This is a genomic window from Pseudomonas sp. DE0157 (assembly GCF_007678615.1).
In the GTDB taxonomy this organism is placed as follows: Bacteria; Pseudomonadota; Gammaproteobacteria; order Pseudomonadales; family Pseudomonadaceae; genus Aquipseudomonas; species Aquipseudomonas parafulva_B.
This window is the reverse complement of sequence record NZ_VEJN01000011.1, coordinates 127,449-142,561: the sequence shown is the minus strand read 5'-3', so window position 1 is coordinate 142,561 and position 15,113 is coordinate 127,449. Positions and strand designations below refer to the sequence as shown.

The following is a 15,113-nucleotide window of genomic DNA, read 5'->3' as shown; positions in this document are numbered from 1 at the left end:
GGCCTGAGTCCGATACAATTTCGGACCCACGCGCTGGCCCCATAGCGCTCACTGTCCAACTTTTGGGGGTCAGTTCAGAACCGGGTGAAATTGGTAGTCAGCCGGCGATCCGCCTTGTTGCTGGATCAGATAGCGAACTTCCGGCCAGTAGCCGAGCACCAGGCGCAGTCGGCCCAAGCGCTGCATCTGCAGCAGGTTGGCGGTGGCCTGGGTGCCGTAGTGCCGGCTGACGGCGGCATCTGGCAGGTTGCTCAGCGTAGCGTCGATCACAGCCCCATAACTGCGCTCTGCCACTACACCGAGGCGTAGCGATGGGTCGCTCAGCAGGCCTTGAAGATCGACCTCATCACCGTCGAGGTGGGGCGCCACCAAGGCGTGGTTCTGCTTGTGCACGACCAGGCCGCTGGTTTGCACGCCCAGCAACGGGATGGAAAAGCGTACATAGCGGGCGCGCTCGGCGGTCCATAGCAGCATCGGGTCACAGGTCAGGCTGCTGCTGTCCTGCAGCATCTGCAAGCCACGCGCACGATTGACCCGCACGATGCTGTGCGCATATTCGGGCATCTGCTGGATCAGCTGCGGTAACAGCTGGTCGATCACCCCATGACCTTTTTCCGGGCCGTCGGATACGCTGAACGGTGGCAGATCACGCACCAGCCACAGCAGCCGCTCCTGAGCGCTTGAGGGCACGCTGAGCAGTGCAGCCAGTACGGCGCCCGTCCATGCCAACCTGGCGGGGCGCAGGCAATGGGATAGCGACAGGCTCAGACAGCGCCCGCCTGGCGCAGGGCAGCGATGGCGGCCGCATCATAGCCCAGCTGGCCCAGCAGCTCGTCGGTGTGTTCGCCCAGTGCCGGCCCGACCCAGTCGGCAGAGCCCGGGGTGCCGGACAGCTTGGGGACGATGCCCGGCATGCGGAACGCCTTGCCATCGGGCAGGCGCGCCTGCAGGAACATCTCGCGCGCCAGGTACTGAGGGTCGCTGAACATGTCTTCAGCCGAGTAGATGCGGCTGGCCGGCACCTGGGCTGCGGTCAGGGCCTGCATCAGCTGTTCCAGCGGCAATCCGTTGGCCCAGCGATCGATGACCCCGTACAGCTCATCGCGGCGCAGGTCTCGCCCGTCATTGGTGGCCAGGCTCGGGTCCTCGGCCAGGTCGCTACGGCCGAGAGCCACCATCAGACGCTTGAAGATCGCATCGCCATTGGCGCCGATCTGCACATGCTTGCCGTCCGCGCTGGTATGGATGGAGGAGGGCGTGATGCCCGGCATGATATTGCCCGTGCGCTCGCGGATGAAACCGAAGACGTCGAACTCCGGCACCATGCTCTCCATCATGGCGAAGATGGCCTCGTACAGCGCCACGTCGACCACCTGGCCAAGCCCCCCGTTGACCTCGCGATGACGCAGGGCCATCAGTGCGCCGATCACCGCCCACAACGCTGCAATGGAGTCGCCGATGGAAATACCGGTGCGCACGGGGGGGCGATCCTCGAACCCCGTGATGTAGCGCAAACCACCCATGGACTCGCCCACTGCGCCGAAGCCCGGCTGCTCCTTCATCGGCCCGGTCTGACCGAAGCCTGATAGACGCAGCATGACCAGCCGCGGGTTGAGCGCATGCAGCACGTCCCAGCCAAAGCCAAGCTTTTCAAGCACGCCCGGACGGAAGTTTTCGATCAGGATATCCGCCTCGGCAAGCAGCTTGCGCAGGACCTCGCGCCCGTCGGGGTGCTTGAGATTGAGGGTAAGCGAGCGCTTGTTGCGCGCCTGCACGAACCACCACAGCGAGGTGCCCTCGTAAAGTTTGCGCCACTTGCGCAACGGGTCGCCGCCGTCGGGCGATTCCACCTTGACCACCTCGGCGCCGAATTCGGCGCAGATGCGCGCCGCGAATGGCCCGGCGATCAAGGTGCCGAGCTCGACCACTTTAAGGCCGGCGAGGGGTTTGCTTGACGTCGACATGGGGCATCCGTGGCAGCTGAAGAGCGGTGTTTTTATCACAGCTGCGATGCGGCAGATACTGCCGCGGCGCAACCGGGGACTGGATCGGTTAGACTGTGCGACTTTTCTTCAGGCAAGAAGCACCCCGACCATGGCCCAGCCGTCCACCACCTACAAATTCGAACTGAACCTGACCGACCTCGACCGCAATGTGTACGAGAACGTCAAGCAGACCATCGCGCGGCACCCTTCGGAAACCGAGGAGCGTATGGCGGTTCGTCTGTTGGCCTATGCGCTGTGGTACAACGAAAACCTGACATTCGGTCGGGGCCTGTCGGACGTCGATGAGCCGGCGCTGTGGGAAAAAAGCCTGGACGACCGTGTGCTGCATTGGATCGAAGTAGGCCAGCCAGATGCCGATCGCCTGACCTGGTGCTCGCGCCGTACCGAACGCACCAGCCTGCTGGCCTACGGTAGCCTGCGGGTGTGGGAAGGCAAGGTAGTGAGCGCGGTGAAGAACCTCAAGAACCTCAGCATCGCGGCCGTGCCCCAGGAGGTGCTCGAAACCCTGGCCACCGACATGCCCCGCAGCATCAAATGGGATGTGATGATCAGCGAAGGCACGGTGTTCGTGACCGATGACCGTGGCCAGCACGAAGTGCAATTGCAGTGGCTGCTGGGGGAGCGCGGCTGAACCTTCCCATGCGTATCGAACCCCGCCCGCTGCCCCCGACCCTGCCGTTTCTTGGCAACCTGCCACCCTTGCTGACGCGCCTGTACGCCGCCCGTGGCGTGCAAAGCGAGGCCGAACTGGACAAAAGCCTGGCGCGCCTGCTGCCCTACCAGCAGCTCAAAGGCATCGACGCGGGCGTCGACCTGCTGCTGCAGGCCATCGACCAAGGCCAGCGCATTCTGATCGTCGGTGACTTCGATGCCGATGGCGCCACGGCCAGTACCGTCGGCGTGCTGGGTTTGCGCCTGCTCGGTGCGGCCCACGTGGACTACCTGGTGCCCAACCGCTTCGAGTACGGATACGGCCTCACGCCGGAAATCGTCGAAGTGGCATTGCAGCGCCAACCACAGCTGCTGGTCACGGTAGACAACGGGATCTCCAGCGTCGACGGCGTCGCGGCGGCGAAGGCGGCTGGCCTCAAGGTGCTGGTGACCGACCACCACCTGCCCGGCGAGGCGCTGCCGGACGCCGATGCCATCATCAACCCCAACCAGCCAGGCTGCCCGTTTCCGAGCAAGTCGCTGGCAGGGGTCGGGGTGATTTTCTACGTCCTCATGGCCCTGCGCGCGCGCTTGCGCAGCCTGGGCCGCTACGACACCCAGCCGCAGCCGAACATTGGCGAACTGCTGGACCTGGTTGCCCTGGGCAGTGTTGCCGACGTGGTGCCGCTGGACGCCAACAATCGCATCCTGGTGCATCAGGGTCTGGAGCGCATTCGTGCCGGACGCGCCCGGCCTGGCCTCAAGGCGATTGTGGAGGTGGCCAAGCGCGACCACCGGCGCATCACCTCCACCGACCTGGGTTTCATTCTGGGCCCGCGGTTGAACGCCGCAGGGCGCCTGGACGACATGAGCCTGGGTATCGAGTGCCTGCTCTGCGAGGATCCTGCCCTGGCGTTGGACATGGCCCAGCAATTGGACGGCCTGAACCAGGACCGCAAGTCTATCGAGCAGGGCATGCAGCGCGAGGCGCTGGCCCAGTTGCGGGACTTGCCGGTCGAGTCGATGCCCTATGGGCTGTGCCTGTTCGATGCAGAGTGGCACCAGGGCGTCATTGGCATCCTCGCCTCTCGCCTCAAGGAACGCTATCACCGCCCGACCATCGCCTTCGCCGATGCCGGCGACGGCATGCTCAAGGGCTCTGCGCGCTCGGTGCCGGGGTTTCACATCCGCGATGCGCTCGATGCGGTGGCCGCGCGCCATCCACAGCTAATCAGCAAGTTCGGTGGCCATGCCATGGCGGCAGGGCTGTCCTTGCCCGAAGCCAACTACCCCGCGTTCGCCGAGGCTTTCGACCAGGAGGTGCGCCGCCAGCTGTGCGAGGACGACCTCACCGGGCGGCTGCTGTCCGATGGTAGCCTGGCGGTGGAAGAATTCCACCTGGACCTGGCCAAGGCGCTGCGCCAAGCCGGGCCTTGGGGGCAGCATTTTCCGGAGCCGCTGTTCCACGGCGTGTTCCAGCTGGTCGAACAACGCGTGGTGGGTGAGCGTCATTTGAAAGTCGTGCTCAAGAGTGAGTGCGGCACGGTGCGCCTGGACGGCATCGCCTTCGGTATCGACCGCGAGGTTTGGCCCAACCCGACCGTGCGCTGGGTGGAGCTGGCCTACAAGCTGGATGTGAACGAGTTTCGCGGCAATGAAAGCGTGCAACTGATGATCGCCCACATGGAGCCGCGCTGAGCCAGGAGCTGTGTGAAAAAAATTCGAAAAGAGGTCAGGCTGTATTCAACGCAGCCTCACCGCGTATCAAGGCTTTTTACGCAACGCCCAGGGCATCGCGGCCAAACCCCATGGAACCTTCCCCCTACCTAATCTGGTCTAGTCTGAACACAGACCGGTACCGGGCCAGGGATGCGTGGTTGACTGCCCGGGCCGGATCACTTTGCAGCCATTGGGAGGTGCCCTCATGAGCATGCTGCTCGAGCCTTACACCCTGCGTCAGCTGACCCTGCCGAACCGCATCGCCGTATCACCGATGTGCCAGTATTCCTCGGTCGATGGCCTGGCCAACGACTGGCACCTCGTGCATCTGGGCAGCCGTGCCGTCGGCGGGGCGGGCCTGGTCGTCACCGAGGCCGTGGCAGTCACGGCCGACGGTCGTATCACCGCTGAAGACCTTGGCCTGTGGGACGACGCGCAGATCGCCCCCTTGCAGCGCATCACCCGTTTCATCACCGCCCAAGGGTCAATCCCGGGTATCCAGCTCGCCCATGCCGGGCGCAAGGCCAGTACCTACCGCCCGTGGCTGGGCAAGCATGGCAGCGTCACGTTGGAGGAGGGCGGCTGGCAGCCGGTGGGGCCGTCGAAGATCGCGTTCGATCCTGAGCACACCGTGCCCAGTGAGCTGACCCATGCGCAGATCCAGGAAGTAGTGCAGGCCTTTGTCGCCTCGGCCAAGCGCGCGCTGGAGGCGGGTTTCAAAGTGGTCGAAGTGCACGCGGCCCACGGTTACCTGCTGCACCAGTTCCTGTCGCCGCTTAGCAATCAGCGTCAGGATGAATACGGCAGCTGTTTCGAGAACCGTATCCGCCTGACCTTGCAGGTGGTCGAAGCGGTTCGTGCGGTCTGGCCGGCCGAGTTGCCATTGTTCGTGCGGGTGTCGGCCACCGACTGGGTCGAAGATGGTTGGAACCCGGACGAAACCGTCGAGCTGGCCCGACGCCTGCGTATGCTTGGCGTGGACCTGATCGATGTGTCTTCGGGCGGCACGTCCAGCAATGCCGAGATCCCGACCGGCCCTGGCTACCAGACCCGCTTTGCCGAGCGCGTGCGCAAGGAGTCGGAAATGGCCACGGGCACCGTGGGCATGATCACCGAGCCGGCCCAGGCCGAGCATATTCTGCGCACAGGCCAGGCCGACCTGATTTTCCTGGCCCGGGAGCTGCTGCGCGACCCGTACTGGCCGCTGCATGCAGACGACGACCTGGGCGGCCACCAGGCCACCTGGCCGGCGCAATATCAGCGGGCCACCAGCCGGTCGAGCCCCATTCACGAATCGGACCTGCGCGACTAAGCGGCCCCTGATGCCGGCGGCGGGCTTCTAGGCACCGGCAAGCCGCCGCCGGCCTGCGACGATGCAACATCTGGAAGCAAATCCTCTGTGGCGTGATGTGGGGCAAGTCTTACTCTGGCTGCTGACTTCCCTGATGTGGAGATGCGCATGATGAATACCCGGGGTTTGCTTGATCAATTGCTCAAATCCGGCCAGCAGCTGCTAGAGAAGCAGGCGGGCGGGGCCAAGACGGGTACAGGCGCCGGCGGGCTCGGCGGGTTGCTGTCAGGCGCAGGTGGCGGCCTGCTTGGCGGCGGTGCGCTGGGTGTATTGCTCGGCAGCAAGAAAGCCCGCAAGTTTGGCGGCAAGGCGCTCACCTACGGGGGCCTTGCCGCGCTTGGCGTGCTTGCCTACAAGGCCTATGGCAACTGGCAGGCGCAGCAGGCCAACCAACAGGCCCCTACACCAGAGCCGCAGACGGTGGACCGCGTACCTGCGGCCCAGGTGGAGCAGCACAGCCAGGCGGTGCTGCGCGCACTGGTCGCTGCGGCCAAGGCGGACGGTCATGTGGATGAGCGCGAGCGTGCGCTGATCGAGGGTGAGTTCACCCGCCTGGACGGTGACCGTGAAGTGCAGCAGTGGCTGCATGCGGAGCTCGACAAGCCGCTGGACCCGGCCGAGGTGGCCCGGGCCGCCCAGACGCCGGAAATCGCTGCCGAGATGTACCTGGCCAGCGTGATGATGGTCGACCAGGAAAACTACATGGAGCGTGCTTACCTGGACGAACTGGCGCGCCAGCTGGGGTTGGCCCACGGGTTGCGCGAGGAGCTGGAAAAGCAGGCGCGGCAGGGATAAGCCGCGCGTGCAGCTTGGCCCAATCGGGAGGATCACTGCGGTGGCGGGGCGTTCTGTCAGAATTTGACGCGCAATTCTGTAGGACGCCTGGGCTATACTTCGGCAATTTTTCCTGCTCGTAGTGAATCCCTGAGGGCTGAATGTGAAGAACTGGACGTTGCGCCAACGGATCCTGGCAAGTTTCGCCGTGATCATCGCCATCATGCTGCTGATGATCGTGGCGGCCTATTCACGCCTGGTGACCATCGAATCTGCCGAGCAGGAAGTTGGGGCCGACAGCATTCCGGGGGTCTACTACAGCTCGATGATCCGCAGCGCATGGGTGGACAGTTACGTCACCAGCCAGCAGTTGGTCGGGCTTTCTGACCGGCGCGAGATCAGCTCAGCCGACATCGAACTCTTCAAGAGTTTCGAAGACCGGCTCAAGCAACACATGGCCAGTTACCAGACCACCATTCGCGATGGCGAGGACCAGGCCCGCTTCGACGCCTTCGTGAAGCTCGAACAAGCCTACATGCAGAACGTCAATCAGGTGCTCGATGCGTATCGAGAACGCAATTATGCCGAAGCCCAGCGCTTGATCGCCCAAGTGCTGACCCCCACCTGGGTCGAAGGGCGCAAGCACCTGAACGAGGTGATCGAACAGAATCGCTTGGCCGCCGACGCCGCCACCCGGGAAATCGTCAGCGCGGTGAACACGGCCAAGGGCAGCATGGTCGTGTCGCTGTTGCTGGCCATCGTGGCTGCCGGTATCTGTGGCCTGCTACTGCTGCGCGCCATTACCTCGCCCATGAGCCTCATCGTGACTGCGCTGGACAGGCTTCGCTCGGGTGACCTGAGCATGCGCCTGAACCTGGACCGCCAGGACGAGTTCGGTGCGGTTCAGGGCGGTTTCAATGAAATGGCCGAGGCCCTGGCCAATCTTGTGGCACAGGCGCAGCGCTCGTCGGTGCAGGTCACCACCTCGGTGACAGAAATCGCGGCCACCTCCAAGCAGCAGCAGGCTACCGCCACCGAGACGGCTGCGACCACGACCGAAATCGGTGCCACGTCGCGTGAAATCGCCGCCACGTCCCGCGACCTGGTGCGCACCATGACCGAAGTCACCTCGGCCGCCGATCAGGCGTCGAGCCTGGCCGGCTCCGGCCAGCAGGGGCTGGCGCGCATGGAAGAAACCATGCACCAGGTCATGGGTGCGGCCGACCTGGTCAACGCCAAGCTGGGCATTCTCAACGAGAAGGCCAGCAACATTACCCAGATGGTCGTCACCATCGTCAAGGTGGCCGACCAGACCAACCTGCTGTCGCTCAACGCGGCGATCGAAGCCGAGAAGGCCGGGGAATATGGCCGCGGTTTCGCCGTAGTGGCCACCGAAGTGCGCCGCCTGGCCGACCAGACGGCGGTGGCGACCTATGACATCGAGCAGATGGTGCGTGAGATCCAGTCGGCCGTGTCGGCCGGGGTCATGGGCATGGACAAGTTTTCCGAAGAGGTGCGCCGCGGCATGTTCGAGGTTCAGCAGGTCGGTGAGCAACTGAGCCAGATCATCCATCAGGTCCAGGCACTGGCGCCGCGGGTACTGATGGTCAACGAGGGCATGCAGGCCCAGGCCACCGGTGCCGAGCAGATCAACCAGGCGCTGGCGCAATTGAGCGACGCCAGTACCCAGACTGTGGAGTCGCTGCGCCAGGCCAGTTTTGCCATCGACGAGCTGAGCCAGGTCGCCGCCGGCCTGCGCGGCGGCGTGTCGCGCTTCAAAGTCTGAAGACGATGATCGACATGCAACCGCGCGCCGTGCCGGCAGGCCACGACAACGGCGCGCTGTACCTGCAGTTTCACCTGGGTGACCAGCGTTTTGCCCTGTCCGTGCAGGAGGTAATCAAGGTGCTGCCCCGTCAGCCTCTCAAGCCAGTGCTGCAAGCGCCGCATTGGGTGGCGGGCATTCTTGCCCACCGTGGCCAGTTGGTGCCGGTGGTGGACTTGGCTGCCTTGTGCATAGGGCGGCCGGCGCTGCAACGTACCAGTACCCGCCTGGTGCTGGTGCGCTATCGCAGCGCACTGCAACTGGGCCTGATTCTGGAGCACGCCACCGAAACCCTGCGCTGCCGTGCTGATGAATTCAAACCCTATGGCGTGGACAATGACCCCGCACCTTACCTGGGGCCGGTCCGCCAGGATGCCCAGGGGCTGGTGCAGCGCATCGAGGTCGACCAGGTGCTGCCCGAGGCCGTGCACCGTGTGCTGTACCCTGACGCACAGGGCGGGACCTGCGCATGAACGAGCGGCATTTCTTTCATTTTCTGCGTGAGCGCATAGGTTTGGACGTCGAGTCGGTGGGCGCATCGATGGTCGAGCGTGCCCTGCGTCAGCGCAGCGCGGCGCTGGGTGCCAGCGGTCTGGACGACTACTGGCTGCGCCTGCAGCAATCGCCGGCCGAGCAACAGGCGCTGATCGAAGCGGTCATCGTGCCGGAGACATGGTTCTTCCGCTACCGCGAGTCCTTCACTGCCCTGGCAAGCCTTGCGCACAAACGCCTGGCCGAATTGGCCGCCGCTCGCCCTCTGCGCTTGCTCAGCCTGCCTTGTTCGACAGGGGAAGAGCCCTATTCGCTGGCGATGGCGCTGCTCGATGCCGGCATCGCCCCGGCATCCTTCCTGATCGACGGTATGGACATCAGCCCTGCCTCGGTGGCCAAGGCCAGCCAGGGTCTTTACGGGCGCAACGCGTTTCGTGGCGACGACCTGGGTTTTCGCGAACGGTACTTCGATGCCATCGACGAGGGCCATCGTGTGCATGACCGTGTGCGCCAGCAAGTGACCCTGCACGTCGGCAATGTCCTTGATCCGGCATTGGCCAGCCGGGAGGGCCTCTACGACTTCGTGTTCTGCCGCAACCTGCTGATTTATTTCGATGTACCCACCCAGCAACGGGTGTTCGAAACCCTCAAGCGCCTGCTTCACCCCCAAGGCGTGCTGTTCATCGGGCCCGCCGAAGGCAGCCTGCTGGCTCGCCTTGGTATGCGTCCGGTGGGCATTGCCCAGTCTTTTGCCTATGTGCGCCAAGACGATATGGCTCAGCAACGACCGGCGCCGGCCGTGCCGATTCAACGCGAACCCATCAAGCCGTTGACCGGCTACCGGCCGACCAATGTCCCCCTGCCACGCATGCGCGGGTCTCTTGGGCCTGTGCCTGACCGGCAGGCCGTCGAAGCTACCGGGCTCGGTGCCCGCGAATTGCTGGCAAGCATTGCCGAGCATGCCAATGCCGGCAACAGCCAGCAGGCGCGTGATGCCTGCCAGCGTTACCTGCGCCAGTACCCCCCGTCGGCCCAGGTGTACTATTGGTTGGGTCTGCTCAGCGACACCGAAGGTGATTTACAACAAGCGCAGGTTCACTACCGCAAGGCGCTGTACCTTGAGCCGCAGCACCCCGAAGCGCTCGTTCACCTGGCCGCGCTCTTGCAGGCCCAGGGTGACCAGGCCGGGGCCCAGCGTCTGCAAAGCCGTGCCATGCGTGCGGGTCGGGAGGCCGACCGATGAACGATGAGGCTGTGACCGACCTGCTCGCCGAAACCGATGTGCGCATCGATGACTGCTGGAATCGCATCGGCGTGCATGGCAACAAGCAATGCCCGCTGCTTGAGCGTCATGTCCATTGTCGCAACTGCGAGGTGTACGCCGCCGCGGCCACGCGTCTGCTGGACCGCTACGCACTGGTGCAGGACACCGACGCACAGCCGGACCTGGAAGCGGTCGAGCAGGCCTGTACAGGGCGCTCGATGCTGTTGTTCCGCCTGGGGGAGGAGTGGCTGGCGTTGCCTACGGCATGCCTGACCGAAATCGCGCCCTTGCAGGCCGTGCATTCGCTACCCCATCAGCGCTCGCGCGTGCTGTTGGGCGTTGCCAATGTGCGGGGTGCCCTGGTGCCGTGCCTGTCGTTGCAGGAGCTGCTGGGTACCCCTGGCGGTGCGACTGAACAGCGCAACAATCGGGGCTTGCCACGCATGCTGATCCTGGCAGCCGAGGGTGGCCCGGTGGTCATGGCCGTCGAGGAAATCGATGGTATCCACCGGCTTGATCGGCCCACGGACCTTGCTCACGACGCCATGCGCTTCACGGCAGCGGTGCTGCAATGGCGCGGGCGCAGCGTGCGTGTGCTGGATGAGCAACAGCTGTTGTCTGCCGTACAGCGGAGCCTGCCATGACCCCTGAGCAAATGCGCGACGCCTCGTTGCTCGAACTGTTCAGCCTTGAAGCCGAGGCCCAGACGCAGGTACTCAGCGCCGGGCTTCTGGCCCTGGAGCGCAACCCTACCCAGGCCGACCAGCTGGAAGCCTGCATGCGCGCAGCCCATTCCCTTAAAGGGGCTGCACGCATCGTTGGCGTGGATGCCGGTGTCAGCGTTGCGCACGTGATGGAGGACTGCCTGGTGGCGGCCCAGGAAGGCCGCCTGCGCCTGAGCGCTGAGCACATCGACGCGCTGCTGCAGGGCACCGACCTGTTGATGCGCATTGCAACGCCCAGCGACACAGCCGCCCAGGACGATGTGCCTGGCTTCCTGGTGCTGATGGCCGCCGTATTGGAGCCCGGGAGGCAGGGCGCTGCACCTGCCGCCCCCGCGCAGGCCCGTCCACCGATGGCGCCACCGCCGGTTGCGAGCCAGACACCGACCGCGCCGCCTGCACCGGCGTCTGAGCCGCCCGCCGATGCCGAGCCTGCGCCACGTCGCAAGGCCGGCAAGCGCACGGTCGAAGGGGGCGAGCGGGTACTGCGAGTGACCGCCGACAGGCTCAACAGCCTGCTCGACCTGTCCAGCAAGTCCCTGGTTGAAACCCAGCGTCTCAAGCCCTACCTGGCCACCTTGCAGCGCCTCAAGCGCATGCATGGCCAGGGCATGCAGGCGCTCGATGGCTTGCGCCTGCAACTCGAAGACAGCGGCCAGGGGAACGAGGTACTCGAAGCCTTGGCCCAGACTCAACGCTTGTTGGCCGAGACCCAGCAGATCCTGCGTCAGCAAGCGGCCGATCTGGACGAATTCGGCTGGCAGGCCAGCCAGCGCGCGCAACTGCTCTACGACACCGCCCTGGCCTGCCGCATGCGCCCGTTTGCCGATGTGCTGGCCGGGCAGAGCCGCATGGTGCGCGACCTGGGGCGCGCCCTGGGCAAACCGGTGCGCCTGGTCATCGAAGGCGAGAAAACCCAGGTCGATCGTGACGTGCTGGAAAAGCTCGAGGCTCCGCTGACCCACTTGCTGCGTAACGCGGTCGATCATGGCATCGAACTGCCAGACAGGCGGCTGTTGGCGGGCAAGCCCGAAGAGGGGCTGATCCGCCTGCGCGTCTCGCACCATGCCGGGATGCTGAGCCTTGAGCTGATGGACGACGGTGCCGGTGTGGACCTGGATCGCCTGCGTGCCAGCATTGTCGAGCGTGCCCTGTCTCCAGCCGAAACCGTCGCGCGCATGAGTGACGATGAATTGCTCACGTTCCTCTTCCTGCCAGGCTTCAGCCTGCGGGACACGGTGACCGAAGTGTCCGGGCGGGGTGTAGGGCTTGACGCCGTGCAGCACATGATTCGCGAATTGCGCGGGGCGATCGAACTGACCCAGACGCCCGGGCTGGGGTGCAGCTTCCACCTGCAGGTACCGCAGACCTTGTCGGTCGTGCGCAGCCTGGTCGTGGAAGTCGGCGGGGAAGCCTATGCCTTCCCCCTGGCGCATATCGAACACACCCTGGCGGTGGATGCCAACGACATCGTGCAGATTGAAGGGCGGCAGCATTTCTGGCATGACGGCCAGCACATCGGTCTCGTAGCGGCCAGCCAGTTGCTGCACCGGCCGGCCGGGCAAACCGACCAGGACAGCCTGCGGGTCGTGGTCATCCGCGAGCGCGAGCGCTTGTACGGCGTGGCCGTCGAGCGCCTGATCGGTGAGCGGGTGCTGGTGGTGATGCCGCTCGATCCGCGTCTGGGCAAAGTGCAGGACATTTCTTCAGGGGCGCTGCTGGACGACGGTTCGGTGGTGCTGATCGTCGATGTGGAGGACATTCTGCGCTCGGTCGACAAACTGCTCAGCACCGGCACGCTCGAGCGCGTCGAGCGCGGCGGTGCCGGCGTCTCTGGTCTGGCGCGCAAACGCGTACTGGTCGTCGACGACTCGCTGACGGTGCGCGAGCTGCAGCGCAAGCTGCTGGGCAATCGCGGCTACGACGTCGCAGTGGCGGTCGATGGCATGGATGGCTGGAATGCCCTGCGCGGCGACGATTTCGACTTGCTGATCACCGACATCGACATGCCGCGCATGGACGGCATTGAATTGGTCACCCTGGTGCGCCGTGACCAGCGCCTGCAATCGCTGCCTGTCATGGTGGTTTCCTACAAGGATCGGGAGGAAGACCGACGGCGTGGCCTGGATGCCGGGGCCGACTACTATTTGGCTAAAGCCAGTTTCCACGACGATGCGTTGCTCGATGCTGTAGTCGAACTGATCGGAGGTGCTCACGGATGAAGATCGCCATCGTCAATGACATGCCCTTGGCAGTGGAGGCCTTGCGACGCGCCGTCGCGCTGGAACCTGCCCATGAAGTGGTGTGGGTAGCCAGCAACGGTGCCGAAGCCGTGCAACGCTGCCAGGAACAGCAGCCGGACCTGATCCTGATGGACTTGATCATGCCGGTGATGGATGGCGTGGAAGCGACTCGCCGGATCATGGCCGATACCCCGTGCGCCATCGTCATCGTCACGGTCGATCGCAAGCAGAATGTGCACCGGGTATTCGAAGCCATGGGGCATGGCGCACTGGATGTGGTCGATACACCGACGCTGGGCGCTGGCGACGCCCGTGAAGCCGCCGCGCCATTGCTGCGCAAGATTCTCAACATCAGCTGGCTGATTGGCCAGCAGCGCCCGCCGACGCCTAGGCCGGTTGCCGCACCGCTGCGTGAAGCAAGCCAGCGACGAGGGTTGGTGGCTATCGGTTCATCAGCAGGTGGCCCGGCGGCCCTGGAGGTACTGCTCAAAGGGGTGCCAGCAGGGTTTCCGGCCGCGATCGTGCTGGTTCAGCATGTGGATCAGGTCTTTGCCGCCGGCATGGCCGAATGGCTCAGCAGTGCAGCCGGGCTGCCAGTGCGCCTGGCACGCGAAGGGGAGCCACCGCAACCTGGCCAGGTGCTGTTGGCCGGAACCAACCACCATCTGCGTCTGCTACAGAACGGGCAACTGGCCTACACTGCCGAACCGGTCAATGAAATCTACCGCCCTTCGATCGACGTCTTCTTCGAAAGCGTGGTGCGCTACTGGTCAGGCGAGGCAGTGGGGGTGCTGCTCACCGGCATGGGGCGCGACGGAGCACAGGGGCTCAAGATGATGCGCCAACGGGGTTTTCTGACCATTGCCCAGGACCAGGCCAGCAGTGCTGTCTATGGCATGCCCAAGGCTGCTGCGGCGATCGATGCCGCAGTGGAAATCCGCCCGCTTGAAGGCATAGCCGGGCGTCTGACGGAAGTTTTTGCACAATGACGAAGTGTAACGAATCATGCCGCCTGGCCGGCCGTGTTCAGGTGACCAGCCATGAATGAGCTCCCCATCGAAGGGTTCGCCGCCGCCGATGAAAACTCGGCGATGGTGCTGCTGGTAGACGATCAGGCCATGATCGGCGAAGCCGTGCGGCGGGGCCTGGCCGATGAAGACAACATCGATTTTCATTTTTGCGCCGACCCGCACCAAGCGGTGCAGCAGGCCATGCGCATCAAGCCCACGGTAATTCTGCAGGACCTGATCATGCCTGGGCTCGATGGCCTGACGCTGGTGCGTGAGTACCGCAGCAACCCGGCCACCCAGGACATCCCGATCATCGTGCTGTCGACCAAGGAAGACCCGCTGGTCAAGCGCGCCGCGTTCGCGGCCGGGGCCAACGATTACCTGGTCAAACTGCCCGATACCATCGAGCTGGTGGCGCGCATTCGCTATCACTCGCGCTCCTACCTCACCTTGCTGCAGCGCGACGAGGCTTACCGCGCCCTGCGTGTCAGCCAGCAGCAGTTGCTCGATTCGAACCTGATGCTGCAACGGCTGATGAACTCCGATGGCTTGACGGGGCTGTCCAATCGACGCCATTTCGATGAGTACCTGGAGCTTGAGTGGCGACGGGCGATGCGCGAGCAGCAACAGTTGTCGTTGTTGATGATCGACGTCGATTATTTCAAGGCCTACAACGATACCTTTGGCCACCTGGCCGGAGACGAAGCGCTGCGGCGCGTGGCAGAGGCCATCCGTGGGTCGTGCTCGCGGCCCAGCGACCTTCCGGCCCGCTATGGCGGCGAGGAGTTTGCCCTGGTGTTGCCCAACACCTCCCCAGGTGGCGCCAGGCTGGTCGCCGAGAAACTGCGCCAGAGCGTGCTGGGCCTGGCGATCGAGCACATGGCACCGTCTGCCGGGTCGCACCTGACCGTCAGCGTGGGCTTGGCCACGCAGGTTCCGCCCATCGGCAGCCACTGCCGGCAATTGATCTCGGCGGCGGACAAGGGGCTGTACCAGGCCAAGAACGGTGGCCGCAACCAAGTGGGTGTCGCCTAGCAAGCCGGGGCAGGGGTGCAC

At 64.6% G+C, this 15,113-nt stretch carries 12 protein-coding genes and 1 pseudogene; 11 read left to right on the top strand and 2 right to left on the bottom strand.

Translation table 11 applies throughout. The features are described from left to right. Positions 1-78: 78 nt before the first annotated feature. Positions 79-762: pseudogene (locus tag FS777_RS15225) on the bottom strand (TIGR02285 family protein); the annotation flags it as partial. Between the two features lie 2 nt (positions 763-764). Continuing rightward, entirely contained in the window at positions 765-1,964 is a 1,200-nt protein-coding gene (locus FS777_RS15220) for a CaiB/BaiF CoA-transferase family protein (RefSeq protein ID WP_145256242.1), read from the bottom strand. Between the two features lie 130 nt (positions 1,965-2,094). Here FS777_RS15220 and FS777_RS15215 point away from each other — a divergent pair, with 130 nt between their 5' ends. The 11 genes from FS777_RS15215 to FS777_RS15165 all read left to right on the top strand — a co-directional run bounded on the left by FS777_RS15215 (position 2,095) and on the right by FS777_RS15165 (position 15,092). Next, positions 2,095-2,637, top strand: coding sequence for a YaeQ family protein (locus FS777_RS15215; protein ID WP_023534041.1), 543 nt, complete (start codon positions 2,095-2,097; stop codon positions 2,635-2,637). Between the two features lie 8 nt (positions 2,638-2,645). Beyond that, on the top strand, positions 2,646-4,355 hold the full coding sequence (recJ, locus tag FS777_RS15210; RefSeq protein ID WP_145256239.1) for a single-stranded-DNA-specific exonuclease RecJ: 1,710 nt from the start codon (positions 2,646-2,648) through the stop codon (positions 4,353-4,355). Positions 4,356-4,581: 226 nt separating this feature from the next. After that, a complete protein-coding gene (locus FS777_RS15205) occupies positions 4,582-5,688 on the top strand; it encodes an NADH:flavin oxidoreductase/NADH oxidase (protein ID WP_058639558.1) in 1,107 nt (368 codons plus the stop codon). 150 nt (positions 5,689-5,838) lie between these two features. Beyond that, the gene (locus FS777_RS15200; protein ID WP_078479446.1) at positions 5,839-6,522 is read left to right on the top strand and encodes a tellurite resistance TerB family protein; all 684 of its coding nucleotides are present in this window, start codon (positions 5,839-5,841) and stop codon (positions 6,520-6,522) included. A 142-nt stretch (positions 6,523-6,664) separates the two neighbouring features. Further along, complete coding sequence (locus FS777_RS15195; protein WP_058639557.1) at positions 6,665-8,287, top strand: methyl-accepting chemotaxis protein; 1,623 nt, start codon at positions 6,665-6,667, stop codon at positions 8,285-8,287. A 5-nt stretch (positions 8,288-8,292) separates the two neighbouring features. Continuing rightward, entirely contained in the window at positions 8,293-8,799 is a 507-nt protein-coding gene (locus FS777_RS15190) for a chemotaxis protein CheW (RefSeq protein ID WP_058603759.1), read from the top strand. After that, positions 8,796-10,061, top strand: a complete 1,266-nt coding sequence (locus FS777_RS15185) for a protein-glutamate O-methyltransferase CheR (protein WP_058639556.1) — start codon at positions 8,796-8,798, stop codon at positions 10,059-10,061. The genes FS777_RS15190 and FS777_RS15185 overlap by 4 nt, the downstream gene beginning before the upstream one ends. Beyond that, positions 10,058-10,726 carry a chemotaxis protein CheW gene (locus tag FS777_RS15180; RefSeq protein WP_078479004.1) on the top strand — a complete coding sequence of 223 codons (669 nt, stop codon included), beginning with the start codon at positions 10,058-10,060 and terminating at the stop codon, positions 10,724-10,726. The genes FS777_RS15185 and FS777_RS15180 overlap by 4 nt, the downstream gene beginning before the upstream one ends. Next, positions 10,723-13,026 carry a hybrid sensor histidine kinase/response regulator gene (locus FS777_RS15175; protein ID WP_145256238.1) on the top strand — a complete coding sequence of 768 codons (2,304 nt, stop codon included), beginning with the start codon at positions 10,723-10,725 and terminating at the stop codon, positions 13,024-13,026. Before FS777_RS15180 ends, FS777_RS15175 begins: the two co-directional genes overlap by 4 nt. Next, entirely contained in the window at positions 13,023-14,036 is a 1,014-nt protein-coding gene (locus tag FS777_RS15170) for a chemotaxis response regulator protein-glutamate methylesterase (protein WP_078479002.1), read from the top strand. Before FS777_RS15175 ends, FS777_RS15170 begins: the two co-directional genes overlap by 4 nt. Before the next feature lie 51 nt (positions 14,037-14,087). After that, positions 14,088-15,092, top strand: coding sequence for a PleD family two-component system response regulator (locus FS777_RS15165; protein WP_058639552.1), 1,005 nt, complete (start codon positions 14,088-14,090; stop codon positions 15,090-15,092). The last annotated feature ends 21 nt before the right edge of the window (positions 15,093-15,113 follow it).

Bases quoted from the DNA above. Each gene is read 5' to 3' on its own strand.
- FS777_RS15200 (WP_078479446.1), top strand. From the start codon at position 5,839: ATGAATACCCGGGGTTTGCTTGATCAATTGCTCAAATCCGGCCAGCAG.
- FS777_RS15190 (WP_058603759.1), top strand. From the start codon at position 8,293: ATGATCGACATGCAACCGCGCGCCGTGCCGGCAGGCCACGACAACGGC.
- FS777_RS15170 (WP_078479002.1), top strand. From the start codon at position 13,023: ATGAAGATCGCCATCGTCAATGACATGCCCTTGGCAGTGGAGGCCTTG.
- FS777_RS15220 (WP_145256242.1), bottom strand. From the start codon at position 1,964: ATGTCGACGTCAAGCAAACCCCTCGCCGGCCTTAAAGTGGTCGAGCTC.
- FS777_RS15205 (WP_058639558.1), top strand. From the start codon at position 4,582: ATGAGCATGCTGCTCGAGCCTTACACCCTGCGTCAGCTGACCCTGCCG.
- FS777_RS15175 (WP_145256238.1), top strand. From the start codon at position 10,723: ATGACCCCTGAGCAAATGCGCGACGCCTCGTTGCTCGAACTGTTCAGC.
- FS777_RS15185 (WP_058639556.1), top strand. From the start codon at position 8,796: ATGAACGAGCGGCATTTCTTTCATTTTCTGCGTGAGCGCATAGGTTTG.
- recJ (WP_145256239.1), top strand. From the start codon at position 2,646: ATGCGTATCGAACCCCGCCCGCTGCCCCCGACCCTGCCGTTTCTTGGC.
- FS777_RS15165 (WP_058639552.1), top strand. From the start codon at position 14,088: ATGAATGAGCTCCCCATCGAAGGGTTCGCCGCCGCCGATGAAAACTCG.
- FS777_RS15215 (WP_023534041.1), top strand. From the start codon at position 2,095: ATGGCCCAGCCGTCCACCACCTACAAATTCGAACTGAACCTGACCGAC.
- FS777_RS15180 (WP_078479004.1), top strand. From the start codon at position 10,058: ATGAACGATGAGGCTGTGACCGACCTGCTCGCCGAAACCGATGTGCGC.